26 protein-coding genes and 1 other annotated feature are annotated in these 23,168 nt (G+C 38.9%); of the genes, 18 read left to right on the forward strand and 8 right to left on the reverse strand.

The genetic code is table 11. From position 1 onward, the window contains the following. Window positions 1–314: 314 nt before the first annotated feature. Window positions 315–444, forward strand: a sequence feature (ribosomal protein L20 leader region). A gap of 43 nt (window positions 445–487) precedes the next feature. The 6 genes from infC to IGJ99_RS01245 all read left to right on the forward strand — a co-directional run bounded on the left by infC (window position 488) and on the right by IGJ99_RS01245 (window position 6,174). Next, window positions 488–1,012 (forward strand): translation initiation factor IF-3, encoded by a 525-nt coding sequence (gene infC / locus IGJ99_RS01220; RefSeq protein WP_010736567.1) that lies wholly within the window; start codon window positions 488–490, stop codon window positions 1,010–1,012. 71 nt (window positions 1,013–1,083) lie between these two features. After that, on the forward strand, window positions 1,084–1,284 hold the full coding sequence (gene rpmI, locus IGJ99_RS01225; RefSeq protein WP_010736566.1) for a 50S ribosomal protein L35: 201 nt from the start codon (window positions 1,084–1,086) through the stop codon (window positions 1,282–1,284). A 53-nt stretch (window positions 1,285–1,337) separates the two neighbouring features. Next, window positions 1,338–1,697 (forward strand): 50S ribosomal protein L20, encoded by a 360-nt coding sequence (gene rplT, locus IGJ99_RS01230; RefSeq protein WP_019723984.1) that lies wholly within the window; start codon window positions 1,338–1,340, stop codon window positions 1,695–1,697. 355 nt (window positions 1,698–2,052) lie between these two features. Next, complete coding sequence (locus tag IGJ99_RS01235; RefSeq protein WP_142432881.1) at window positions 2,053–3,390, forward strand: citrate transporter; 1,338 nt, start codon at window positions 2,053–2,055, stop codon at window positions 3,388–3,390. A 35-nt stretch (window positions 3,391–3,425) separates the two neighbouring features. Further along, window positions 3,426–5,555, forward strand: a complete 2,130-nt coding sequence (locus IGJ99_RS01240) for a hydantoinase/oxoprolinase family protein (protein WP_010736545.1) — start codon at window positions 3,426–3,428, stop codon at window positions 5,553–5,555. Continuing rightward, window positions 5,530–6,174: a hypothetical protein gene (locus IGJ99_RS01245; RefSeq protein WP_438770465.1), complete on the forward strand. Its 645-nt coding sequence runs from the start codon at window positions 5,530–5,532 to the stop codon at window positions 6,172–6,174. The genes IGJ99_RS01240 and IGJ99_RS01245 overlap by 26 nt, the downstream gene beginning before the upstream one ends. 70 nt (window positions 6,175–6,244) lie before the next feature. Here IGJ99_RS01245 and IGJ99_RS01250 read toward each other — a convergent pair whose 3' ends face one another. From IGJ99_RS01250 to IGJ99_RS01265, 4 genes are all read right to left on the reverse strand, one after another. Continuing rightward, the gene (locus IGJ99_RS01250; RefSeq protein ID WP_010736543.1) at window positions 6,245–6,919 is read right to left on the reverse strand and encodes a GntR family transcriptional regulator; all 675 of its coding nucleotides are present in this window, start codon (window positions 6,917–6,919) and stop codon (window positions 6,245–6,247) included. Window positions 6,920–7,102: 183 nt separating this feature from the next. After that, window positions 7,103–7,279: a hypothetical protein gene (locus IGJ99_RS01255; RefSeq protein ID WP_155756849.1), complete on the reverse strand. Its 177-nt coding sequence runs from the start codon at window positions 7,277–7,279 to the stop codon at window positions 7,103–7,105. A gap of 62 nt (window positions 7,280–7,341) precedes the next feature. Then, window positions 7,342–7,800 (reverse strand): acyl-CoA thioesterase, encoded by a 459-nt coding sequence (locus tag IGJ99_RS01260; protein WP_010736541.1) that lies wholly within the window; start codon window positions 7,798–7,800, stop codon window positions 7,342–7,344. Window positions 7,801–7,814: 14 nt separating this feature from the next. Further along, window positions 7,815–8,642, reverse strand: coding sequence for an NAD(P)H-hydrate dehydratase (locus tag IGJ99_RS01265; RefSeq protein ID WP_010736540.1), 828 nt, complete (start codon window positions 8,640–8,642; stop codon window positions 7,815–7,817). A gap of 142 nt (window positions 8,643–8,784) precedes the next feature. Here IGJ99_RS01265 and pepV point away from each other — a divergent pair, with 142 nt between their 5' ends. The 6 genes from pepV to IGJ99_RS01295 all read left to right on the forward strand — a co-directional run bounded on the left by pepV (window position 8,785) and on the right by IGJ99_RS01295 (window position 14,920). Continuing rightward, complete coding sequence (pepV, locus tag IGJ99_RS01270) at window positions 8,785–10,203, forward strand: dipeptidase PepV (protein ID WP_438747518.1); 1,419 nt, start codon at window positions 8,785–8,787, stop codon at window positions 10,201–10,203. Between the two features lie 311 nt (window positions 10,204–10,514). Further along, the gene (locus IGJ99_RS01275) at window positions 10,515–11,219 is read left to right on the forward strand and encodes a GntR family transcriptional regulator (RefSeq protein ID WP_023518974.1); all 705 of its coding nucleotides are present in this window, start codon (window positions 10,515–10,517) and stop codon (window positions 11,217–11,219) included. Between the two features lie 170 nt (window positions 11,220–11,389). Continuing rightward, window positions 11,390–12,721: a PTS sugar transporter subunit IIC gene (locus IGJ99_RS01280; RefSeq protein ID WP_023518975.1), complete on the forward strand. Its 1,332-nt coding sequence runs from the start codon at window positions 11,390–11,392 to the stop codon at window positions 12,719–12,721. Between the two features lie 57 nt (window positions 12,722–12,778). Further along, on the forward strand, window positions 12,779–14,134 hold the full coding sequence (locus IGJ99_RS01285) for a glycoside hydrolase family 1 protein (protein WP_010736536.1): 1,356 nt from the start codon (window positions 12,779–12,781) through the stop codon (window positions 14,132–14,134). A gap of 270 nt (window positions 14,135–14,404) precedes the next feature. Next, on the forward strand, window positions 14,405–14,584 hold the full coding sequence (locus tag IGJ99_RS01290) for a hypothetical protein (protein ID WP_010736535.1): 180 nt from the start codon (window positions 14,405–14,407) through the stop codon (window positions 14,582–14,584). A gap of 135 nt (window positions 14,585–14,719) precedes the next feature. Then, complete coding sequence (locus IGJ99_RS01295) at window positions 14,720–14,920, forward strand: hypothetical protein (RefSeq protein ID WP_010736534.1); 201 nt, start codon at window positions 14,720–14,722, stop codon at window positions 14,918–14,920. Window positions 14,921–15,018: 98 nt separating this feature from the next. Here IGJ99_RS01295 and IGJ99_RS01300 read toward each other — a convergent pair whose 3' ends face one another. Next, window positions 15,019–15,399 carry a PH domain-containing protein gene (locus tag IGJ99_RS01300; protein WP_010736533.1) on the reverse strand — a complete coding sequence of 127 codons (381 nt, stop codon included), beginning with the start codon at window positions 15,397–15,399 and terminating at the stop codon, window positions 15,019–15,021. Window positions 15,400–15,613: 214 nt separating this feature from the next. Between IGJ99_RS01300 and IGJ99_RS01305 the strand changes: the two genes are divergently transcribed. Then, a complete protein-coding gene (locus IGJ99_RS01305) occupies window positions 15,614–17,071 on the forward strand; it encodes an NAD-dependent succinate-semialdehyde dehydrogenase (protein ID WP_169058532.1) in 1,458 nt (485 codons plus the stop codon). A gap of 38 nt (window positions 17,072–17,109) precedes the next feature. Here the strand turns inward: IGJ99_RS01305 and IGJ99_RS01310 are convergent, their stop codons facing one another. Continuing rightward, window positions 17,110–18,069: a glycosyltransferase family 2 protein gene (locus IGJ99_RS01310; protein WP_062805833.1), complete on the reverse strand. Its 960-nt coding sequence runs from the start codon at window positions 18,067–18,069 to the stop codon at window positions 17,110–17,112. Between the two features lie 138 nt (window positions 18,070–18,207). Continuing rightward, window positions 18,208–18,558 carry a PepSY domain-containing protein gene (locus tag IGJ99_RS01315; RefSeq protein ID WP_169058533.1) on the reverse strand — a complete coding sequence of 117 codons (351 nt, stop codon included), beginning with the start codon at window positions 18,556–18,558 and terminating at the stop codon, window positions 18,208–18,210. A gap of 201 nt (window positions 18,559–18,759) precedes the next feature. On the opposite strand from IGJ99_RS01315, the gene pepA reads away from it, so the two are divergent. The 5 genes from pepA (at window position 18,760) to ytpR (ending at window position 21,635) form a co-directional block, all read left to right on the forward strand. Beyond that, the gene (gene pepA / locus IGJ99_RS01320) at window positions 18,760–19,839 is read left to right on the forward strand and encodes a glutamyl aminopeptidase (RefSeq protein ID WP_023518981.1); all 1,080 of its coding nucleotides are present in this window, start codon (window positions 18,760–18,762) and stop codon (window positions 19,837–19,839) included. A 123-nt stretch (window positions 19,840–19,962) separates the two neighbouring features. Then, the gene (locus IGJ99_RS01325; RefSeq protein ID WP_023518982.1) at window positions 19,963–20,283 is read left to right on the forward strand and encodes a thioredoxin family protein; all 321 of its coding nucleotides are present in this window, start codon (window positions 19,963–19,965) and stop codon (window positions 20,281–20,283) included. A 21-nt stretch (window positions 20,284–20,304) separates the two neighbouring features. Next, the gene (locus IGJ99_RS01330; protein WP_010736527.1) at window positions 20,305–20,760 is read left to right on the forward strand and encodes a universal stress protein; all 456 of its coding nucleotides are present in this window, start codon (window positions 20,305–20,307) and stop codon (window positions 20,758–20,760) included. A 51-nt stretch (window positions 20,761–20,811) separates the two neighbouring features. Further along, the gene (locus IGJ99_RS01335) at window positions 20,812–21,033 is read left to right on the forward strand and encodes a hypothetical protein (RefSeq protein ID WP_010736526.1); all 222 of its coding nucleotides are present in this window, start codon (window positions 20,812–20,814) and stop codon (window positions 21,031–21,033) included. Next, the gene (gene ytpR, locus IGJ99_RS01340; protein ID WP_010736525.1) at window positions 21,030–21,635 is read left to right on the forward strand and encodes a YtpR family tRNA-binding protein; all 606 of its coding nucleotides are present in this window, start codon (window positions 21,030–21,032) and stop codon (window positions 21,633–21,635) included. Before IGJ99_RS01335 ends, ytpR begins: the two co-directional genes overlap by 4 nt. A gap of 49 nt (window positions 21,636–21,684) precedes the next feature. Here the strand turns inward: ytpR and IGJ99_RS01345 are convergent, their stop codons facing one another. Continuing rightward, window positions 21,685–22,989, reverse strand: coding sequence for a S1C family serine protease (locus IGJ99_RS01345; protein WP_438770467.1), 1,305 nt, complete (start codon window positions 22,987–22,989; stop codon window positions 21,685–21,687). Between the last annotated feature and the right edge of the window lie 179 nt (window positions 22,990–23,168).

The raw sequence follows: 23,168 nt of genomic DNA on the forward strand, positions 1-23,168 counted from the left end.
TGATTTTTTAAGGATTTAGGTACCATATTTGGAAAATGAGAACATTTTTTTATAAAAAAATATTTCTTGGGATTAAGAATTGAATGATTTTGTTCAGATTCTATTTTAGTTATCTTAAAATAAAAAAAGTGAAATTATATAAAACGTAAATGAGGTAGTAGCAGAAGGGTGACAGATTCGATTGGTGATAAGGGAAGTAACAAAAATATCTAATTGCTGAGCTGTATGAGAAGAAGAACTGCTACGATTAAATAGAAAAAAGTGAAGAAATGATTGACAAAAATAAATAGATTTGGTATGATAATTAAGTTGAGAAATAAAAGCAGAAGCACCCGCTTCTCGCCTTAGTTGATACAGTCACTGGGCTAGATAGTTTTCATCTATATGTAGTATAGGTGGAGTACGTGCGGGTTCTATCAAAAGAACTCGTTTTTTTATTGCCGTTCATTCGGTAAGCTTTTCTTTCTCTCATAATATTTGGAGGTGAATGACCATAGCAAAGGATATGATGGTTAACGACGGCATTCGTGCACGTGAATTACGATTGATCGGTTCAGATGGTGAGCAATTAGGAGTTAAGTCAAAAGCAGAAGCATTGCAAATTGCAGAACAATCAAACTTGGATCTTGTGTTAGTTGCTCCAGGTGCGAAACCACCAGTAGCGCGAATCATGGACTACGGAAAATACCGTTTCGAGCAACAAAAGAAAGACCGCGAAGCGCGTAAAAAACAAAAAGTGATCAATGTAAAAGAAGTTCGTTTAAGTCCAACGATTGATTTGAATGACTTCAATACAAAACTTCGTAATGCACGTAAGTTCTTAGAGAAAGGCGATAAAGTGAAAGCTTCTATCCGTTTCAAAGGCCGTGCCATTACCCACAAAGAAATTGGTCAAAAAGTCTTGGATCGCTTAGCTGAAGAAACTGCTGATATTGCAACAGTGGAACAAAAAGCGAAAATGGACGGACGCAGCATGTTCTTGACGCTGGCACCGAAAAACGACAGTAAGTAATTTGAATGACTAACTGATTGTTGGACAGTCAATAGTCGGATAACGAAAGATTTTGAGGAGGAAATATAGTCATGCCAAAACAAAAAACACACCGCGGATCAGCAAAACGTTTCAAACGTACTGGTAAAGGCGGATTGAAACGCTTCCGTGCGTTTACAAGTCACCGTTTCCACGGCAAAACTAAAAAACAACGCCGTCAATTACGTAAAGCGCGCATGGTTTCTAGTGGCGATTTCAAACGTATTCGTCAACAACTAGCAAAAATGAAATAAGAACGTAAAATAATTGAAATTTAAAGATTTATTTTTATTAGGAGGAATTATACATGGCACGTGTAAAAGGTGGAACAGTAACTCGTAAACGTCGCAAAAAAATGCTGAAATTAGCAAAAGGTTACTACGGTTCAAAACACACTTTATTTAAAACAGCAAAAGAACAAGTAATGAATTCATACAACTACGCATATCGCGATCGTCGTCAAAAGAAACGCGACTTCCGCAAATTGTGGATCGCTCGTATCAACGCAGCGGCTCGTATGAATGGCTTAAGCTACTCAAAATTGATGCACGGTTTGAAATTAGCTGAAATCGACATCAACCGCAAAATGTTAGCTGACTTGGCTGTCCATGATGCAGCAGCATTTACTGCATTAGCTGACCAAGCAAAAGATGCTTTAGCTAAATAAGCGCTAGAATAGCTAAACACATCCAGGTTTTCTGGATGTGTTTTTTTATATCTAACAAACTTCAATAAAATTTCTGTTATGTACAAATAAATTGAAATAACCAAATAGATAAAGTACATGATATTTTTTTGAAAAGAAAGGTGACCATAGCTCATTTTTTGTCTTAGATAATGAATCTTTGTATATAGTTATCTGACTGAAATGTTTTTTCAAAAAACATTTCAGTAGCTCGTAATGAATCTTTTTTAATCATATGTACTTATTCTGTCGTTGATATTTAATGAAAGCGGTTTCTTTGTAGGGTAAAATGAAGCAACTGATATATCAGTGGGATGAAATAGAATGGAGTGAGTCTATGAGCGAAATGATTATTGGCATGTTGTTGATTTTGTCGTTCTTTTTTATGGTTTGGTATTGTGTCAAAGGACTTAATTTGATGGTTGGTTTAGCGATCATGGCGACGATTTGGATGGGATTGGCGCTGATTGGTAATTTTTTCTCACCGAATGCCGCAATGGAAGGACAGTCAGTCATTGATGTGTTGACCCATGTATATGCTACTGGTCCAGCGGAATATGCGAAATCGATTTTAGTGAATGTATTCTTTGGTGCTTTTTTTGGTCGAGTATTGGTAGATAGTGGGATAGCGGCTACATTGATTCGAAAAGTGGTAGAGCTTGGCGGTGATAAACCGCGGATCACGATGAGCCTTTTATGTCTTGTAACGTCAATTATTTTTATGTCGATGACCGGGATCGGCCCAGTGATTTCAATTGCCGTGATCGTTTTACCGATTTTGATGTCGTTAGGAATTGCTGCACCTGTTGCTCTATTTGCATTCATGGGTTCGATTATGGCAGGGATCTTTGCAAATATTGTCAATTTCAAGCAATACCAAACGATCTATGCAGGGTTTAATTCTGCGGCTGAAAATTATACATACAATGATTACTTTCAAATCGGAATGATTGGCATGATCGTAAGTTTAGTAATCGTTTTGCTTGTAGCTAATATATCAATGAACCCGAAGAAACGCTATGCAATGGCAGCTGAACTTCCACGAGAAGGTGGGGAAGCGCCAATGATTTCTTGGTTGGCAGTCGTTATTCCTGTGTTGGGAGTGGTGTTATTAGAAATTCCGATTATTCTTGGTTTCATGTTGGCAGGGATCTGGGCGTTGCTATTTACTGGGAAATTACGTGGTGGATACAAGGAGATCTGTCGGCAATTCGCTAAATTATTTACAGATGGAGCAACAGATGTAGCACCGATGGTTGGCTTTTTGATGACTTTAGCGATGTTCAATAATTCGGCGGTATATGCTTCTTCTTATTTCTCTGCGATTTTGGGAGACTTTATTCCCCAGACACCTTTTGTGTTGGCACTTGCCTTTGCATTGTTGACGCCTCTAGGTTTTTTCCGTGGTCCGTTGAGTCTAGTCGGTTCGGGATCAGCGATTTTAGCAGTAGTTTTAGCAGTCAATCCGACAATGCCTGTGGCCTTCTTATTTCCGTTATTTGCGACGACGACCATTGCGCCACAGCATTTAGATATCACTCAATCCTGGATTGCATGGGGATTAGGGTATACAAAGGTTTCCTCTCGTGAATTCATGAAAAAATCGATTCCGACAGGGTGGGCGATCGGTGTGATCGTCTGTATCTTGACGTTGATCCTTTATGGTAATTTTTGATAGGTATAGAAAGTAAAAAATTTGGAGGATGCAAAATGAAGCGTGCAGTAAGAATGGGCATTGATGTAGGCGGTACCCATACAAAAGCAGTCGCAATCGACAATGCGACACATGAAGTCATCGGTAAATCATCTGTTAAAACAACGCATCACCATCCAGAGGGTGTAGCTGCAGGGGTTGTACAATCGTTCCAAAATTGTTTGCAAGAAAATCAGATCAGCCCCGAGGATGTTGTTTTTGTCGCGCATTCTACAACTCAAGCAACGAATGCCTTGATTGAAGGAGATGTGGCAAAAGTAGGAGTGATCGGAATGGCAAAGGGCGGGTTCGAAGGTTTTTTGGCAAAAAGACAAACTCGATTAGCACCGATTGATTTAGGGAATAATCGAAAAATAGACATTGCAAATGTGTTCTTGCCAATCAAACAATTGACAAATGAACGAGTGTTAGAGACGATTGCTACACTTAAAAAAGAACAGGCGGAAGTTTTAGTTTCTTCCATGGCTTTTGGCGTAGATAATAGTGAACCAGAACAAGTCATCTATTCACTTGCTTCGGAACAAGGGATACCAACAACGATGGCTTCTGAAATCACAAAGCTTTATGGTTTGACGAGACGAACACGAACGGCAGCGATCAATGCCTCGATTTTACCTAAAATGTTAGAAACAGCGACATCAACTGAACGTTCCGTTCGAACTGCCGGTGTCAATGTTTCTTTGATGATCATGCGTGGTGATGGTGGTGTAATGGAAATTGCTGAAATGAAGAAGCGACCAGTATTAACGATGCTTTCAGGTCCAGCTGCCTCTGTCATGGGTTCTTTGATGTATTTACGTGCCTCGAATGGTGTGTATTTTGAAGTTGGAGGGACAACGACTAATATTGGTGTTATCAGGAATGGGCGTCCAGCCATCGATTACTCAGTGGTCGGCGGTCATGCGACCTATATTTCATCGTTAGATGTTCGTGTCTTAGGTGTGGCCGGTGGTTCAATGGTTCGGGCAGATCGCACAGGGATCCTTGATGTGGGACCACGTTCAGCCCATATTGCTGGATTGGATTATGCTGTATTCACACCGATTGAAAAAATCGATCAACCGAAAATCGTTTTTTTCTCACCCATTGAGGGAGATCCGGCTGATTATGTCAAAGTGATTTTGGCAGACGGAAAAGAGGTCACTATTACCAATACATGTGCAGCGAATGTTCTTGGGCTTGTCCAAGAAGAACACTTTTCTTATGGTGATCCACAAGCCGCAAGAAAAGCCATGGAAGCTTTAGCAGCTTATTGTCAGACTTCTGTGGAAGATATCGCTGAGCAGATCATGGCAAAAGCTTATGCCAAAATCGAACCAGTGATTTTGGAACTGGCAGAAAAATATCAATTGGAAAAAGAGCAAATCTCCTTGGTTGGGGTAGGCGGTGGAGCAGCGTCCTTGATTACTTATTTTAGTCAGAAAATGGGTGTTAAGTATTCAATACCAGAAAATGCGGAAGTGATCTCATCTATCGGTGTGGCATTAGCGATGGTGAGAGATGTGGTTGAACGAATCATTCCTTCTCCAAGTAAAGAAGATATTCGAGGATTGAAAAATGAAGCGATGAATAAAGCAATCGAATCTGGCGCTACACCAGAATCGATTGAGGTCCATGTTGAAATTGATCCACAGACATCGAAAGTGACGGCAATTGCTACAGGTTCAACGGAAGTCAAAGCGACTGATTTAACAAAGCAGATCAGTGAAACAGAGGCGTTGACATTAGCTGCAGAAGATTTACGGATGTCCCTCAAAGATGTTCGTTTATTAGCGAATACTGACTACTTCTATGTGGTTGGGGAAAATAGTCCAGAACATTCAATCGGCGCATTACGGATCATCGACCAAAAAGGATTCATCAAAGTTCAAAGAGGGTATGCAAAATGTCTGAAAACTACAGCTGAACAGTATCTCTCCGCTGTCCAACAATTATGGGAAGAACTTGCGGTCTATCAGACGGAGCTGATTGCTCGACCGGAATTTTATCTATGTATCGGCGCGCGTGTCGCAGATTTTTCAGCGACAGAATTTGAACAACTACAACTCTTGATGGAGTTAGAAATCGCGATGTTGGAACCAGCGGAAGAAGTGATCGTGATTGCGGGAAATATCAAGCAAAAGTAAACTAGATGAGTTGATTTCAAAATTAATGACGATTTCTGATAAACAGTGGTGTGATTATCAATTTAAACGAGAGATTTTAGTAGGGAAACTCTCACTTTCTGAGCAACGAGCATGGGGAGAACTGGCGAGACAATGTGGAGAAAGGTTAGCAGAACTGATTTATCGAAAGTACCATACAAGAAATATTCATGCGCTTTGTCGTACATTAAATGTCGCTATCTCCTATGGAGAAACAGCATGGCGGAATGATCGTTTGACACTCGCCACTTACGATGAAACAACGGGGATCTGTTTAATGACAGAACCAATCCAGAAGTTTGAACAGGAAAAGATCACTGCTCTCCCACTGGAACAAGTGACTTCTTTGATTTTAGCACATGAATTGTATCATCATCTTGAAACATGCGATCCTACATTGTATACCCAACAGAAAACTATAGAACTATGGCGATTTTTTGGGTATCGCCATCAGTCTAAGATCCGAACATTGAGTGAGATTGCAGCGATGAGCTTTTCGGAGAAGTTGAATAACGTAGGATTTTCACCATATGTGTTAGAAGTCGCTATGATTTGGCCGTATGATCCTCTACTCTGTGAGCGACTTGTTCAGTCATTGTAAATCTATTTGAATAAGGCAAAAGAAGGCGCAAACGTTCCTAAAAATTGCGGAGCGTTACGCCTCTTTTGAATCATCCTTCAGAGGATGCTTCAAAATAATTCGGATAATGAAGGATCACTTGTTCTTGTTCCTCAATGATCATATGGAGGTGGAGGTTACAAAGAAATCCCACTTCATCAAGTGCGTGTTCTTTCATGGCTCTCAATAAGATTTGATGTTCATCTAATACACGGCCCCAATCTAATTCAGAAATCGTCAAACGCAACCAACGGAAACGATCTAAGTGAGTGCTATAGCTTTCAAGCCAAGTCCATATTTCTTCTTTCCCCGCAACTTTGTAACACATTTGGTGAAAGGCTTTATCCAAAAGAAAGAAGGTTTTTTTGTCTTGTGCCAAGATGGCTTGATCCGTCTGTTCTAAAATCATCTCCAAGCGTTGATGAGCGGTATCGTTCATTTTAGCACTGCACTCTTGTAAAATCGGTTGTTCTAATTTTTCTCGCATGTAACGTGCCAAGTCTGCGGAACGTATGTCGATTTTTGAGATATATGTACCGGATTGAGGAATTGTTTTGATCAATTCCTGATTTCTAAGTTGGATCAATGCTTCTCGAATTGGCGTGCGTCCAATCGTTAGTTGTTCTTCTAAGATTCTGTCGGAAATCTTACTCCCTGGAGCTAATTCAGAATAGATGATTTGTTGTCTGATAGCTTCGTATGCTTGTTGTTGCAAATTGTTCCCCATAGAACACCCCTTTCAAAAAGTTATATCCAGTATAGCATATCCTTTACTAGGAACAGAATAAGGGAGGAAGCAATAGGAACAGCGAACGGAAACACAAAAATAGAGCCGCAAACAATTGGTTTGTCGACTCTTTTCAATACATATCCATAGTGCGAACATCTCATCCTTTCACGAAAGCAACAGTCAATCTGGGCGAACTTCCTGCAGTTGTTTGACACGACCACCGATTTGATTGGCAAAGGTTTCTGATTCTTTTTTGTCTTTGAAGACAAGCAAGTTTTCCGGGTTTTTTTCACGTGTGCGACAGCCAGTTTTATCAATATAACCGTGTAGTACTTTCACGACATACATCATAATCACCTGCTTTTTTTCTTTCCATTATACAAATCGGGGGTTAAAAGGCAAGAATAAACACTTATTTTTTATTTTATTTCTGTTGCAGAATCAGGGGCTGCGTCGATGTTTGCATAAGTTTTAAACAGACTATCCAAGCTAGGGTTGACACGGCTTAGTTTGACTAAACGTTGATTTTCTGCAAGTAAGAAACAGTGCTGGCTTGTACCGGTCGTCCGTAAACGCTGATCTTCTGTGTCGTAGATCTCATAACGGAAATTCAAGCGTGTGCCTGTGTAGCTTTCGATAATCGGTTGGATCAAGATTTTGTCCCCATAACGGATCATCTCTTTGTATTCGCAACTTACGCCTAGTACAGGGATGATGATGCCTTGTTCTTCGATTTTCTTGTAACTAAAATCCAAGTGTTCTAACAAGGCAACACGTGCTTCTTCGAACCAGCGGATATAGTTGCTGTGGTGAATGATACCCATTTGATCGGTTTCATAATAAAAAGGCTCTCTAAGGTAGCCGGTATATTTTTCCATTGTTATGCTCCTTCTTATCTTTGACTAAAATAATGCATCCATTTTGGGATGTACTGACTGATTTGAGTCGGTAAAACGACATACTGCTCTTTTGCTAATTGATCGCCGATAAAGCTATGCAAATAGACAGCGGCACTGATCGTTTGGTCATTTTTTGGAAACTGAGCTAAAAAACCAGCAATCATGCCAGCTAACGTATCCCCCATACCACCTGTTGCCATAGCTGGTGAACCTGCTGTATTGTAATAGATGCCATTTTGCCCATAGATCGTTGTTTGATGACTTTTTAAAACCAGAGATGCCCCTAATTCTTGTTGCTTCTGCTGATTATTCTCTTCAGATTGCTCATCTAAACGCAATCCACTGACGCGTTGCCATTCCATTTGATGGGGTGTGAGAACGGTATACTCTGGATAAGGAAGCTCCAGCGAATACGTAGTGAGCAGTGTCAAAGCAGAACCATCAATGACTAACCATTGTTTTTCTGTTTGATTTGTCAGGACAAATTGCAGAAGTTCAAGGCTTTGTTGGTTGGTCCCTAATCCCGGACCAATCAGTAAGACATCGGCATCTTCAAAAGCCGAATGCCATGTTTCTTTATTTGTCCAATCCCCTACCATTGCCTCTGGTAAATGACTATGGACGGTCACGTGATTATTAGGATCTGTTACAACAGTTGTCAAGCCAGCCCCACTATGGACAGCTGCTAAAGCGCTCATGATGATCGCACCGCCAAACTGTTCATTTCCGCCAATCAGTACGACTTTTCCAAACGTACCTTTATGGGATTCCACAGGACGAGGAGTAATCACTTGTTGGAGTAATCGTTCATTTAATTCCATGAGAAAACCTCCTTTTTTTCATTATAGCCCATAATATTTAGGGAAAAAACTGTTTCGTTTATCCGTTGTCTGATTTTTTAAACAATTTGTCTGATTTATGTTATGATGAACTCGTAGACTGAATGAGTGGAGGAGTAACTTTATGACAATCAATTGGCAAAAAGAAGTCGAAGCACGTAAAGAAGACTTGCTTGAAGACTTAAAAAATCTTTTACGCGTAAGCAGTGAACGTGATGATTCAAAAGCAACTGCAGATGCACCATTTGGACCTGGGCCTCGTGACGCATTGAAACACATGCTTGCTTATGGTGAACGTGATGGCTTCGTTGTAAAAAACGTGGACAATTACGCAGGACACATCGATCTAGGTGAAGGAGACGAAACCTTAGGGATTTTTGGGCATATGGATGTTGTGCCTGCTGGCGATGGTTGGGATACTGATCCTTACGAACCAGTGATCAAAGACGGAAAAATCTTTGCTCGTGGGTCAAGTGATGACAAAGGACCAAGTATGGCTGCCTATTATGCGATGAAAATCATCAAAGACCTAGATTTAGAATTATCGAAAAAAGTTCGCTTTGTCGTAGGTAGTGACGAAGAAAGTGGTTGGGCAGATATGGCTTACTACTTTGAACATGAAGAAGAACCTGATTTCGGTTTCTCACCAGATGCGGAATTTCCGATCATCAACGGAGAAAAAGGCAATGTTTCTTTCGCATTCCGTTTTAAAGGCGATAATGCCGGTGACTATGTATTGAAATCATTTACGTCAGGTTTACGTGAAAACATGGTGCCAGGAACAGCGATTGCAAAAATCGAAGTACCAAGCGCAGATGCAGCAGTTGCTTTAGAAAAGGCATTTTATGAATTTGTTGAAGCAAACCCAATCAACGGTTCGATCGAAGCAGAGCATACATTTGTTACGATCAACGTAGTCGGAAAAGGAGCACATGGCGCAAGCCCACAATCTGGGATCAATGCCGGCTCTTTCTTAGCGAGCTTCCTTGATGATTATGAATTTATTGGTGCAGCTAAACAATTCATCCATGTGGCAGCTACTTACGTCCATGAAGACTTTTATGGTGAGAAATTAGGCGTTGCCCACGAAGACGAAAAAATGGGTAAACTAACAATGAACGCTGGGTTGTTTGCGTTTAAAGAAAATGGTTCAGAAGACGATAACTATATCAACATGAACTTCCGTTTTCCTAAGGGCACAACCACAGATGAATTAGAAAGCAAACTGAACAAAACAGTAGCAGACGAAGATGCGTCAGTTACTCGTGGTGCCCGTGTAATGGAACCACATTATGTACCAATGGATGATCCGTTGGTTGAAACATTATTACAAGTCTACGAAGATCATACCGGCGAAAAAGGCTACGAACAAATCATCGGTGGCGGCACATACGGACGCTTATTAAAACGCGGTGTTGCGTATGGCGCAATGTTTCCAGGCTACACAGATACAATGCACCAAGCAAATGAATTTATGAGTCTAGATGACTTATTCCGTGCTACAGCGATTTATGCAGATGCCATCTATCGTTTGGCAAAGTAAATCATCTTTATTCGTACTTCAACATTCATTACAAAAGTCAGAAATAGTTGTACGCCTATCTTAGATATAACATGATAAAATCATTAGGCAACAAATGACAAAGACTTGAGTGACACCTGGCCTTCAGAGAATTGGGCTTCTCTGAAGGCTTTTTTTGGATTCCAAAAAGCGGATATGTTAATAAATGAATAAACGTCTTCCTGACTAGTCATTTGTTTATTTGTTAGTTAAAGTTGTAAAGGTTATTTACATTTTCTTGTTATTCTATTAATATAATAAGTGTATACAAATTTTTTGGGGGTGAAATGAATATGCCTAAATACATCGAAATTGCTCGTTCTTTGAAAAATAAGATTATCGAGGGTGAATTTAAAGAAGGCGAGCTATTACCAAACCAAGAAGCATTGGCAAAAACCTATAATACGAGTCGAGTAACTGTCAGAAAAGCGATACAGTTATTGATTGATGAATCTTTGCTTTACACAAGACGGGGATCGGGGACATATGTTAGGAGCAACATAAAAAAGGACAATGAGAGTGTGACCCAGATCAATAGCGTATTTGGGACTTCTGCTCAAGAAGGGACGGCGGTGACTAGTAAAATCATCCGCTTTGATGTGCGTTTTCCCACTTCTTATGAGTCTGAAGAATTGAAAATAAAGGCGACTGATCCGGTCTATGATATTAAACGAGTGAGATATGTCAATGAAGAGGCGAGAAGTATAGAGACATCTATCATGCCTCTTAAGTACATCAAAAATTTGGACGAAGAGATTTTAAAGGGGTCCATCTATAACTATATCAGAGAAGAGTTAGGTTATGTGGTTAGTGCGGCCCGTCGAGTGATCATTGCTTCAAAGGCAAATCATTTAGATAGTGAAGAGTTTGAGATCGAGGTAGGCGACCCGATTTTGGAAACCAATCAGATCGTCTTTTTTGATGATGGTACGCCGTTTGATCTATCTAAGACAAGATATCCCTATACGTCAGGAAAAATAGTAGCAGACATCAATTAGATCATAATGTTTAAAAGACTGTGCTTGTCACGATCAAGTGTGGTCTTTTTTCTTTCGTCGACAAATAAGTATATACTAATTTTAATTATGTATTTACAAAAGTTATTGCAGGTGATATTCTGTATTAGAAGTTGATATACAACTTTAGACAATTCAGGAGGCATAAATAAATGGATGAGAAAAAAAGGGAAGCTTTGATGGGAAGATTTGTTTTAACAGCTCAAAAAATCGGCAATCAAATTTATTTAAGAACACTGCGTGATTCATTTGCTACTATCATGCCTTTATTTATTTTAGCAGGTATTGCTATTTTAATTAATTCGGTAGTGTTAGATCCGTCAGGTTGGTTCCAAAATATGATTAGCGCGGACACAATGGCATCTTGGCAAAACTGGGGATCGATCATTACGAACTCGACCCTTAATATCACTGGGATTATTCTTGTACTCACCATTGGCTATTTCTTGTCAAAAAATAGAGGGTTTGATAATCCAATCGGCGTTGTGATCGCTGTTGTTCCAGCATTTTTGACGTTACTCCCAACAATGATCGAGACAACACCGATCAATGCGGAAACGGCTGTGGAAATCAGTGGAGTCATCAGTTACGGAAATATTGGTTCAAAAGGAGTATTTGCTGCAATCATTACTGGATTATTGGCAACAGAGCTATACATTCGTCTGACACGTTCTAAAAAGTTGCAAGTCAACTTAGGAGATAGTGTTCCGCCAGCAGTAGGAAAATCTTTTAACACGATGTTCCCATTGATCATTGTCGTTTCATTGTTTGCCTTTGCTTCATTTTTGATCCAACTAACAGGAAATGATTTTATGAGAATCATTGAGCAATTCATCCAAGAACCGTTACGTGGTGTAGGTACTTCATTTATTGGTTACTTATTTTTAGTTTGTTTTGGCAACTTACTATTTTCTTTCGGTATTCACCAATCTGTCATCACTGGTCCGATCCTAGATCCATTATTGATGGTAAATATGAATGAGAATATGGCAGCTACTGCGAATGGTGAGGCTGCTCCTCACATCATCAACTCAGCGTTCCACCAAGTATATGGCGCTTTGATGGGGGGAACTGGTTCGACCATTGCTTTAGTGATAGCAATATTGATTTTTAGTCACTATCAAGCATATAAAGATTTATCTAAGTTGGCGTTAGGCCCTAATATTTTCAACATCAATGAACCTGTGATTTTTGGATTACCGATCGTCTTCAACTTACCGATGATCATTCCTTTTGTATTATCACCGATCGTAGGTACGACCATTGGCTATTTAGCAACATCGATGGAACTAGTTAATCAATGTGTGGTTCCAATTCCATGGACGACACCACCATTTTTAAGTGGATTTTTAGCAACAGCAGGTGATTGGCGAGCAATTGTTGTTCAAGCAGTTATTATCGTTGCGTTAGTCTTCTTCTATCTTCCATTCTTGAAAATCAGTGAACGGGTTGCTCGTATAAATGCTGAGATGAGTCTTTCTTAAACGATTGCTAAAAGGAAATAGACAAATGATAAATAGAACGATGATTGGGATGATAAGATGGTAAAGGAAAAATTTTTCTGGGGAGATTCCTCCTCAAGTATGCAAACTGAAGGTGCTTGGAAGGAAGGCGGAAAAGGATTGTCTGTTTATGACGTTCGTGAAGCGACTGAAACTACTTCAGATTGGAAACATGGGATTGATCGCTATCATAGATATGAAGAAGATCTTGATTTGATGCAAGAAATGGGTATGAATTTTTATCGCTTTCAAACTTCTTGGTCACGTGTCAATCCTACAGGTGATGGAGCATTCAATGAAGAGGGTCTCTTATTTTATGATCATTATATCGATGCGATGCTAAAACGGAATATTGAACCCATGCTATGTCTCTATCATTTTGATATGCCACTCCATCTTGCACAAAATTACGATGGTTTTATGAGTAAACACGTCGTAGATGCTTTTGTGGAATATGGGAAAAAAATGGTGGATCGTTACAAGAATAAAGTCAAGTATTGGGTAACTTTCAATGAACAAAACTTGTATTCAACACCGTTGGCACTATTATACGGGGGAACATTGAATACTGAAAATACAACGGATAACATTCATCAAATCGCGCATAATATCATGGTCGCACATGCCAAAATCGCCAACTATATCCATGAAACGACAGATGGACAAATCGGTGGGATGTTAGCCTATTCCAATATGTACCCTGCGACAAATCACCCCAAAGATGTATTAATTGCGAGAGAATGGGATGAGTTTATCAACCAGAATCTTTTGGATGCTTTTTGTGGGCGTAGTTATTCGAAACAAGTTTTGACGTTTGAAAAACAGTATTTGAATGTAGACATGACAGAGGAAGAACTTACTGAAATCGGAAGACTAACAAGTGATTATTTAGCGTTCAGTTACTATTGTACAGGAAGTATCAGTCATAAAAATATTCCAGCAGACGTTGCACCAAATTATTATTTGACGTATGGTGAAGTAGAAAATCCATTTGTTTCGATGAATGACTGGAATCTAGGAATTGATCCTCTTGGCTTTAGAGATATCATCAACAAGATGTATCAAAAATACAATCTACCGATTTTTCCCGTTGAAAATGGGATAGGCACGCAGGAAAATTGGGATGGCCATACACCTATTGAAGACGACTACCGCATTTATTACCATGAACAACATATTAAAGCAATGAAAGATGCAATGAGCATTGACGGCTGTGAAGTACTAGGTTATCTTGGCTGGGGATTAATTGATCTACCTAGCTCAAAAGGTGATATGGAAAAAAGATACGGGATGGTTTACGTCAATAGAGGAAATCATGATCTACGTGATATGAAACGCATACCTAAAAAAAGCTTCTATTGGTTCAAGGAATTTCTTCAAAAAGAGCAAGGCTGATAGGATGAGTAAATAATAGCAAAATAGATAGTTGCATGTATTCGCTGGATCAAGTGGATACATGCAGTTTTTTTTGTATATTCTTATTTGTTTGAAGAGTTAAGTGATGAATCAATAATACAGTTAGTCTGCTGAATGTTCACAAGCGACTATCTAGGCGGGATTTTTTACTTTATAGTTTGAAGGAAATACTTTTTTTATTTTCAAAAAAAATTGGTTCATTCTTTCGACATTTATCCAATAGAATAATTATTAAAGGGGGGAATTACGATGGAACACGAAACATTGGAAGGGCTTAGAGAAAGAAAACAGCGTAAATTAGCATCAGTTAAAGAGCAAGCATTAAATGAAGTCGACAGAAATAAAGAAGTAACTAAAGATAGTAAAGAAGTATTACACAGTGGTGATTCTCAGACTATTGTGCAAAGCGAAAAAAATAAAGAGAGATAAATTTTCAAAAATCTAGAATATGAATAGAAGAGACTTGGACGTCCCGCCATCCTGTTCGATTGATACTACTTTCTAGATTTGTATGGTCACAGTGAATCTTAGAAACCAAACTTCTTCGAAAGAAAGGAGAGCGTGATGAGAGAAAAAGATTTAGAAAAGTTAAAAGAGAAAAGAAGACAAAAAATCGAGGGTATCAAACAACGTTCTTTTACAGAAATCAATAAAATCAAAGAGAAAAATATGAAGAAACTTAAACTAGAAAAAATGGACTTTAAAGAAAAAAGAACAAAAGATCAAAAAATGAAGGCTATGTATTATAAAATTTTAAGTCTCTAGAAGCGTTTTTGCATAAGTCGTCAACAATGCACAATCAGCCTCCACACCCAAAATTCTTCAAGTTTTGGATGTGGAGGCTCTTTGTGATGATCGTAAGTTTAAGATAAAACAGCTGCAGCAAGTGCCTGTTGTACAGCGATGATATTCTTATCTTTTCTAAATTGTAACGATTCAGCGGGTAATTCTGCGCTAGAGATCCAAATTTTCAATTCGGCATCTAAATCAAAATGCCCACTTGTTTCAATCGAAAAACGTGAAATCGAACGGTAAGGGATCGATTTATATTCGCTTTTTTTACCGGTCATTCCTTGTTTATCGACGATAATCATCCGACGGTCGGTAAAAATAATCAAATCACGTACTAATTTGAACGCTAACTCTACCTGTTCCATTGGAATCAGGATTTCTTGAACTTCTCTTGTGATATTGGTTGTATCTTTTTGGGTAGCATTTCCCATCAAGCCATCAAATAGTCCCATAAAAGCACTCCTTTAGTCGTAGGATAAAATTATAGTGATACTTCTATTTCATTGTAACAAAGGTTTTGAATGAACGATCAATTTATTCTTCAAAAGAACGAAAAAATTGAAGATGTAGGTCTAAGTTGGATCGATTCATACTAAACAGATGGTTTGAGCTTTGACTTTATTAGTGTTACGGTTGTTATGTAATTAAGAATAGAGGAGGAAAACTATGGGGAAATATGATTTACCGCAAGTAGAAACTCATCTTTATATTAATGGCAAATGGCTTGAAGGCTCTGAAGGAACAGTTGATGTCGTCAATCCAGCAACTGGTGAAACATTAGCAAGCGTTCAACAAGGTGGCGAAAAAGAGACAAAAGAAGCAATCAAGGCTGCCAACAAGGCTTTCGAAGATTGGTCAAGAACAGCACCAAGCGAACGAGCAAAATTAATGAATAAAATGGCTGATCTTGTAGAAGAAGACAGTGAACGTTTAGCAAAAATCATGACGATGGAACAAGGAAAACCGCTTGCTCAAGCGACGGCAGAAATCCAAACAAATGTCGAGAACCTTCGCTGGAATGCAGCGCAAGGTCAACGAATCATGGGAGAAATCATTCCTTCACCTGAAGGAAAACAATGGCAAGCACGTAAACAACCAATTGGTGTCGTCGGTGCCATCACACCATGGAATTTTCCTTCTAATATGATCATTCGTAAAATCTCACCGGCAATCGCCGCAGGATGTACGGTTATCTTAAAACCAGCAAAATCAACACCTTTATCAGCACTTGCGCTGATGGAACTATTCCACAAAGCTGGCTTTCCAGATGGCGTTGTAAATATCGTCATGGGTGATTCCTCAACGATCGGGAAGATTTTATCTGAATCGGATGATATCCAAAAAATCACATTCACAGGCTCAACAGAAGTCGGACAAATTCTAAATGAACAAGCAGCACCTACCTTGAAAAAAGTTTCCATGGAGCTAGGTGGACATGCGCCATTTATTATTTTTCCAGATGCTGATGTAGAATTAGCAGTCGATACATTGATCAAAACGAAATTTATCAACAATGGACAAGTATGTACGTCACCAAATCGAATTTTTATCCATAAAGAAATCAAAGAACAAGCAACAAAATTGATTGTGGAAAAAATCAGAGAAGTGACTGTTGGAAATGGATTAGACGATCCAACTACGGGGCCATTGATCAATGAAGAAGGCGTAAAAAAAGTTGAAGAACAACTAGAAGATGCAGTAGCTAAAGGAGCAGAAATCTTGGCTGGCGGTCATCGTCTAACGGACGGAGAATATGCAAATGGCTTCTTCTTTGAACCGACAGTATTAGATGGTGTAAAAAAGGAAATGGATATTTTCTACAATGAAACATTTGGACCAGTGATTCCAATCATTACATTTGAAGACGAAGAACAAGTAATCAAAGATGCCAATGATACGATTTTTGGTTTAGCATCGTATTTCTTTGCGACAAATATCCATACGATCAACAATGTAAGCAATAAATTGCAATATGGCATGGTTGGCGTCAATGACACGGCCATCTCAAATTCTGCGACGCCATTTGGGGGAGTCAAACATTCAGGATTTGGCCGTGAGAACGGAACTTTTGGGGTAGAAGAATATGTCGAAGTGAAGTTTGTGACGATTGCATCAGAGAAATAAATGATAAGATAAAAAAGAAGAGGGATGATTGCATAAAATCATCTCTCTTCTTTTTTATTTTGATGATACTCATGATAAACATGATAGAGGTTCAGTTCGTACTCTTTCTTTGCATTTGTAACGACCGTATCTAAAATCATACCGGTAACTAGTGAAAGTAAAGCTAGGATCATCAATCCTGTACTTAATATGGCTGAAGGGACTTTAGTAATAAAGCTCGTCAACATAAACTCCCGAATGACAGGAATCCCAGTGAACAGACCAGCTAAAAAGAAAATGACTGTCCAGATATTGAAAAATAGGATAGGTTTATAATCTTTACACATTTTAATAATCATCATAATGACTTTGAAGCCATCAGAAAAGGTATTCAATTTTGATTCGCTACCTTCTGGGCGATCACGGTAATCAATAGGGAGCTCAACTAATTTGAATTTTTTATCTAAGGCATGAATGGTCAATTCCGTTTCGATTTGGAATCCCGCACTCATGATTGGGAAGCTTTTAACAAAAATACGATTAAATCCGCGATAGCCAGTCATCACGTCTCTTATTTTTGTTTTATATAAACGAGTGATCGTATTTTTAACTAAATTATTGCCAAAATCATGGAAGGCGCGTTTATTTTCTTCAAAGTAAGTGCCATTAGAAAGACGGTCGCCAATAACCATATCAGCTTCGCCAGAACGTAATTTTTCTAAAAGTCCATGTACGGCTTCGGCTGGATATGTATCATCTCCGTCTACCATCAAATAATAATCAGCATCAATGTCAAAAAACATTTGACGTATGACATTTCCTTTACCTTGACGAGGTTCTTTTTTTACAATAGCACCCGCGGCAACTGCTAAGTCGTAGGTGTTATCCGTTGAGTTATTGTCGTATACATAAATATCTGCTTCTGGTAACTCTCGTTTAAAGTCGGCAATGACTGTGGGAATCGTTGCTTCTTCATTATAACAAGGAATCAGGACAGCAATTTTTTCTGTGTGATTCATTTTTCACTCTCCTAAATAAATTGAAAAAGTTTAAACTAAGCATAACCTATCATGTACGTTTATACCAGTTTTTACGCAAAAAAAGAAGCTCTTATCCATAGGAAAGCCTATTTCTAAGAGAATCTTTTAAAAATGAAATCAAGCACCTGTTCCTTTTTTTCTAGAAATATCTAAAACAGTACCAGTATAGGCATCTGCTAAAAATTCATAATAGACGACTTCACCATCTTCTATGCGAGAAATCCCACCACGATAAGCTTTTGAATGGATTGCAAATTTACGTGTCGGTTCTTTCTCAAAAGAGATCCAGGAGCCTTCAATCGAGCCTTCGTCTAAAAATGCTTCTTTGATGGTAGCTAAGACTTCATCAGCGGACATCGTTTTGTTACGGTTGTACCATAGTGCAGTTGCCACGCCACTTAATAATCCTAAACCAAGTCCGACAGCTAAACCACCTTTGAAATAGGCCTGTTCACTTTCTTCATACATACTGCTTGCCCTCCTTTACAATTACACAAGTTTCTTTGGCTTTATTTTACCACACTATCGGATTTTCTTTGAAATAAATAACCGTTTTGAAATAAAATACGGTATAATGATCACGATAGATTTGTCCAGATGCTATTTTTTTAAGACAAATCAAAGCTGAGATTGAAAGGAGACAAGTCTGAATTATAGACGATCATTATTATGGATGAAAAAACATTTCAACGTATCAAAGAATTAACAGAATTACAAGGAACAAGCGGTTTTGAACAAGATATCCGCGCGTACATGGAACAACACATGGAGCCACTAGTTGATGAATTACAATTAGATGGATTAGGTGGGATCTTTGGATTGCGCCATCACCAAGAAGCGGATGCCCCTCGTGTCATGGTGGCAGCACACATGGATGAAGTTGGTTTTATGTTGACACAAATCCAAGATAACGGATTGTTCAAAGTGGTTCCGCTAGGCGGTTGGAATCCTTATGTAGTGTCGGCTCAACGCTTTACATTGAAGACATCAACAGGGAAAAATTATCCATGTATTTCTTCTTCCGTGCCTCCACATTTATTACGTGGTACAAGCGGTCAAAAGTCAGTCGAAGTAACAGATATTTTATTTGATGCTGGTTTTGAATCAAAAGAAGAAGCAATGAGTTTTGGTGTCCTACCAGGAGATACGATCGTACCTTATGCAGAAACGATCAAAACAGCAAACGGCAAAAATATTATCAGTAAGTCATGGGATAACCGTTACGGTTGTACGATGGTCTTGGAAGCATTAGAAGCCCTAGAAAAAGAAACATTAGGTCATACGCTGATCGCCGGCGCTAACGTCCAGGAAGAAGTTGGTTTACGTGGATCAAAAGCTTCAGTGAACAAATTCAAACCTGATCTATTCTTTGCGGTAGACTGCTCTGCAGCAGATGATACAGTAACGAAAAAAGGCACATTTGGTCATCTAGGAGAAGGCACCTTGATGCGTATCCAAGATCCAGGATTGATCATGTTGCCACGTTTACGTGAATATTTACTAGATATTGCTGAAACAAACAATATTCCATATCAATACTTTGTATCAAAAGGTGGTACCGACGCGGGTGCTGCTCATACACAAAATGAAGGAATCCCAAGTACCGTTATCGGTGTGGTTGGGCGCTATATCCATACGCATCAAACGATGTTTAGTATCCGTGACTTTGAAGCAGCCAGAGAAATGTTGATCCAAACATTGAAGGGCTTAGATAAATCAACGGTGAATACGATCGTTTACGGAAAATAAGTAATCAACGAGTGAAGGCTATCCGCTTTTGCTCGTTTTTTATTTTTTAGATATAGTTTGGTCAGTTTTTTGTAAAGGTGTATAATTTAAGTAAAATATAGAATAAGAAAGAAGTGTAAACCTATGATTACTCCTAAAAGTCTTGAAGAAGTAGCCGGTTATGTTGAAAAAGGCAATCATATCTTTTTCTTTACTGCCGATTGGTGTGGTGATTGTCGCTTCATCAAACCACAAATGCCAGAGATCGAGCGTCGCTTTTCAGATTGGACATTTGTCGAAATGGATCGTGATGCGTATATCGACTTAGCAGCAGAATGGAATATTTTCGGTATTCCAAGTTTTATTGTCATCAAAGATGGGAAAGAGCTAGGTCGTCTGGTCAATAAAGATCGTAAAACAAAAGAAGAAATCGAACAATTTTTAAAAAAAACGATTCAGCAGTGAGAAACGAGAGGAGTGGGAAAAATGGAACAAGCATATAAGAAAATATTAGTTGGAATTGACGGAAGCGAGCAAGCGTTTGCTGCATTCAAAAAAGCCGTTGAGGTAGCTCGTAGAAATGAAGGCACAGTATATGCGACGAATGTGATCGACCAACAATTTTATCAATTTATGGGGTATACGCCTATTGACCAATCCTTGATCGATCAACAGACTGAATCAGCAAAAGAATTGATTGAAGAATGTAAAAATTACGGCAAATCCGTTGACTACCAAAAAATAGAAGGTATTGTGGCTTACGGTTCGGTCAGAGAATCTATGGCAGTAAAACTACCAAAGAAATATCAAATCGACTTGATCATGATTGGTCAATCAGGGTTAAATGCCGTTGAACGTTTTATGACTGGTAGTGTGGCAAGCTATGTGATTCGACAAGCTCCGTGTGATGTCTTAGTCGTTTCAGAACCAAGAGAAGCCTAGTTTTTGATTCAATAGGCAGATCCTTGAACAAAAAAGACGAGGAAACGAAAGATGGTGCATTTCGTTTCCTCGTCTTTTTTTGTGATCCGTGCTTTCTTTTTATTCCGGCAAGCTTTTCTAAGAGAATTTATCATGCAAGAACCGCCTTTTTTTGTTAAGATAAAGCAAGAGAGTTTGGCGCTGGACTATGTGGGGTTTCCCGAAAGTACGATGTATTCAGTTGCCATAAATAAAAAACAACTTCAACAAATGATATTGGAGGAAACAAAATGATTTTTGCTTATAATCGCGCACATGTGGGCGACACACTAATGGTGATCGTAGCCGACGATAAAGGGACGGAAAATACCGCTATTCGCAAATGGAATGTTGCGCAGATCAAAGATGAATCTGGCCAAATCGTTGCATGGAACTTTTTCCATATCTCAGATCATCTAACAATTGAAGGCAACGGCCAAGTAACAATCTCAGAAGAACAACTAGCTGAATTGAACCGTTTGATCAAGGAAGCTGGCTTTGAAGAAACACTCGAAAAAGACAACCAGCCGAAAATCGTTGTTGGTTACGTCAAAACTTGTGAACCCCATCCAGATTCAGATCATTTATCTGTAACTGAAACTGAAGTAGATGGTGGTGAAGTTTTACAAATCGTTTGTGGCGCACCAAATATCGAAGCAGGTCAAAAAGTAGTCGTTGCCAAACCTGGTGCAATGATGCCAGACGGTATGATGATTTGGCCTGGAGAATTAAGAGGGGTCAAAAGTGATGGAATGATTTGCTCTGCAAAGGAACTTCACGTACCTAACGCCCCAGAGAAAAAAGGCATCTTAGTTTTACCTGAAGATGCGATAGTTGGCGAAGCATTCAAAAACTAGCAATAATAAAAAAGACGACTACCTCCACTGAGATAGTCGTCTTTTTTTATTAATTATTTGAGCCATTGGAACTATTTGAATTTCCTTGATTTAATGCAGTATTATCAATTGTCAATTTGATATCTACAGTTTTTTCTTCTTCGCCACGGTAATAAGTGATCTTCACAGTGTCACCAACTTTTTTACCATAAAGCACAGACTGTAATTCAACACCAGATGAGACTTCTGTATCATCGATTTTTGTGATGACATCATATTGTTCTAAGCCAGCTTTTTCCGCAGGCGTTGCTGGTTGAACCGAACGAATGATCACGCCATTTGTTACAGAAGATGGTAATTTCAAGATCTGTTCCTGTTGTTGTGTAGAAACGGCGGAAAGATCGGTCATTGTGATACCCAGTGCAGGGCGTGTTACTTTTCCATCTTTTTCAAGTTGATTGATGATATTTACGACATCATTACTTGGAATCGCAAAGCCCATTCCTTCAACACTTACACTTGAAGAATCAGAAGTCGATGCAATTTTACTTGAATTGATACCAATGACTTGTCCTTCGATATTAACTAGTGGACCACCAGAGTTCCCCGGGTTGATCGCTGCATCTGTTTGAATCGCGTTGATATTGACCGTTTCATTAGATTCATTGGTACTTGTCACTTGGCGATTCAAGGAAGAAATGATCCCTGATGTTACGGAATTCGCGTATTGAGAACCTAGAGGAGAACCAATCGCAATCGCAGGTTCGCCGACTTTCAATGAAGCAGAATCGCCAAATGAAGCAACAGTGTCGACTTTGTCAGCACTGATTTTCAACACAGCTAAATCAGTGTAAGCATCTGTACCGACTAATTCTGCTTTCACTTTTGTTCCATCTTTTAATAAAACTTCTAACCCTTGTTGTCCATCGACCACGTGATTATTCGTCACGATATAAGCGGAACCGCCCTCTTTTTTATAGATCACACCGCTACCTTCACTGTAAGCTTGCAATTCGCTATCTTCGCCACTACTTTCTTGTTGTTGGCCAAATAATGAACCAAACGGGTCAGATGATGAACTTTGTTTTTGTAGGTTGATAACAGAAACAACTGCTCCTTGTACTTTATCTACTGCAGAAGTGATATCTGAATCTACATTGACTTTTACATTCTCGACAACTGTTTCGCCTGATGCATTTTGTGTCCCACTGCTAGAAGAAGTCGTTACTGAGTTACCACCTCCAGTTGCTGCATAAAAAATACCGAAAGTCAGTAATCCGCCAATCACGCCACCAACTACGCCAAGACCTAGCTTTCGCCAAATGCCATTAGATTTTCTTTTTTTCATTTTTGGTGTCACATCTCTTCTGTCCATGTGATCTGCCTCCATTTATTATTTTCTAGATAAGTTAAGTATAGACTTATTTACTAGATTTAGTCTACTTCCAGACTGTGAACTTTTTATGAAAAACATTAGGAAAAATAATTGTTTTCAGATGAAAAAATTAAATACAAACTTATACACAGAAATTGTGGAAAAGTATTTGTAAAAAA

Origin of the sequence: Enterococcus sp. AZ095b (genome assembly GCF_051714725.1) — a bacterium.
Lineage (GTDB): Bacteria > Bacillota > Bacilli > Lactobacillales > Enterococcaceae > Enterococcus_B > Enterococcus_B pernyi.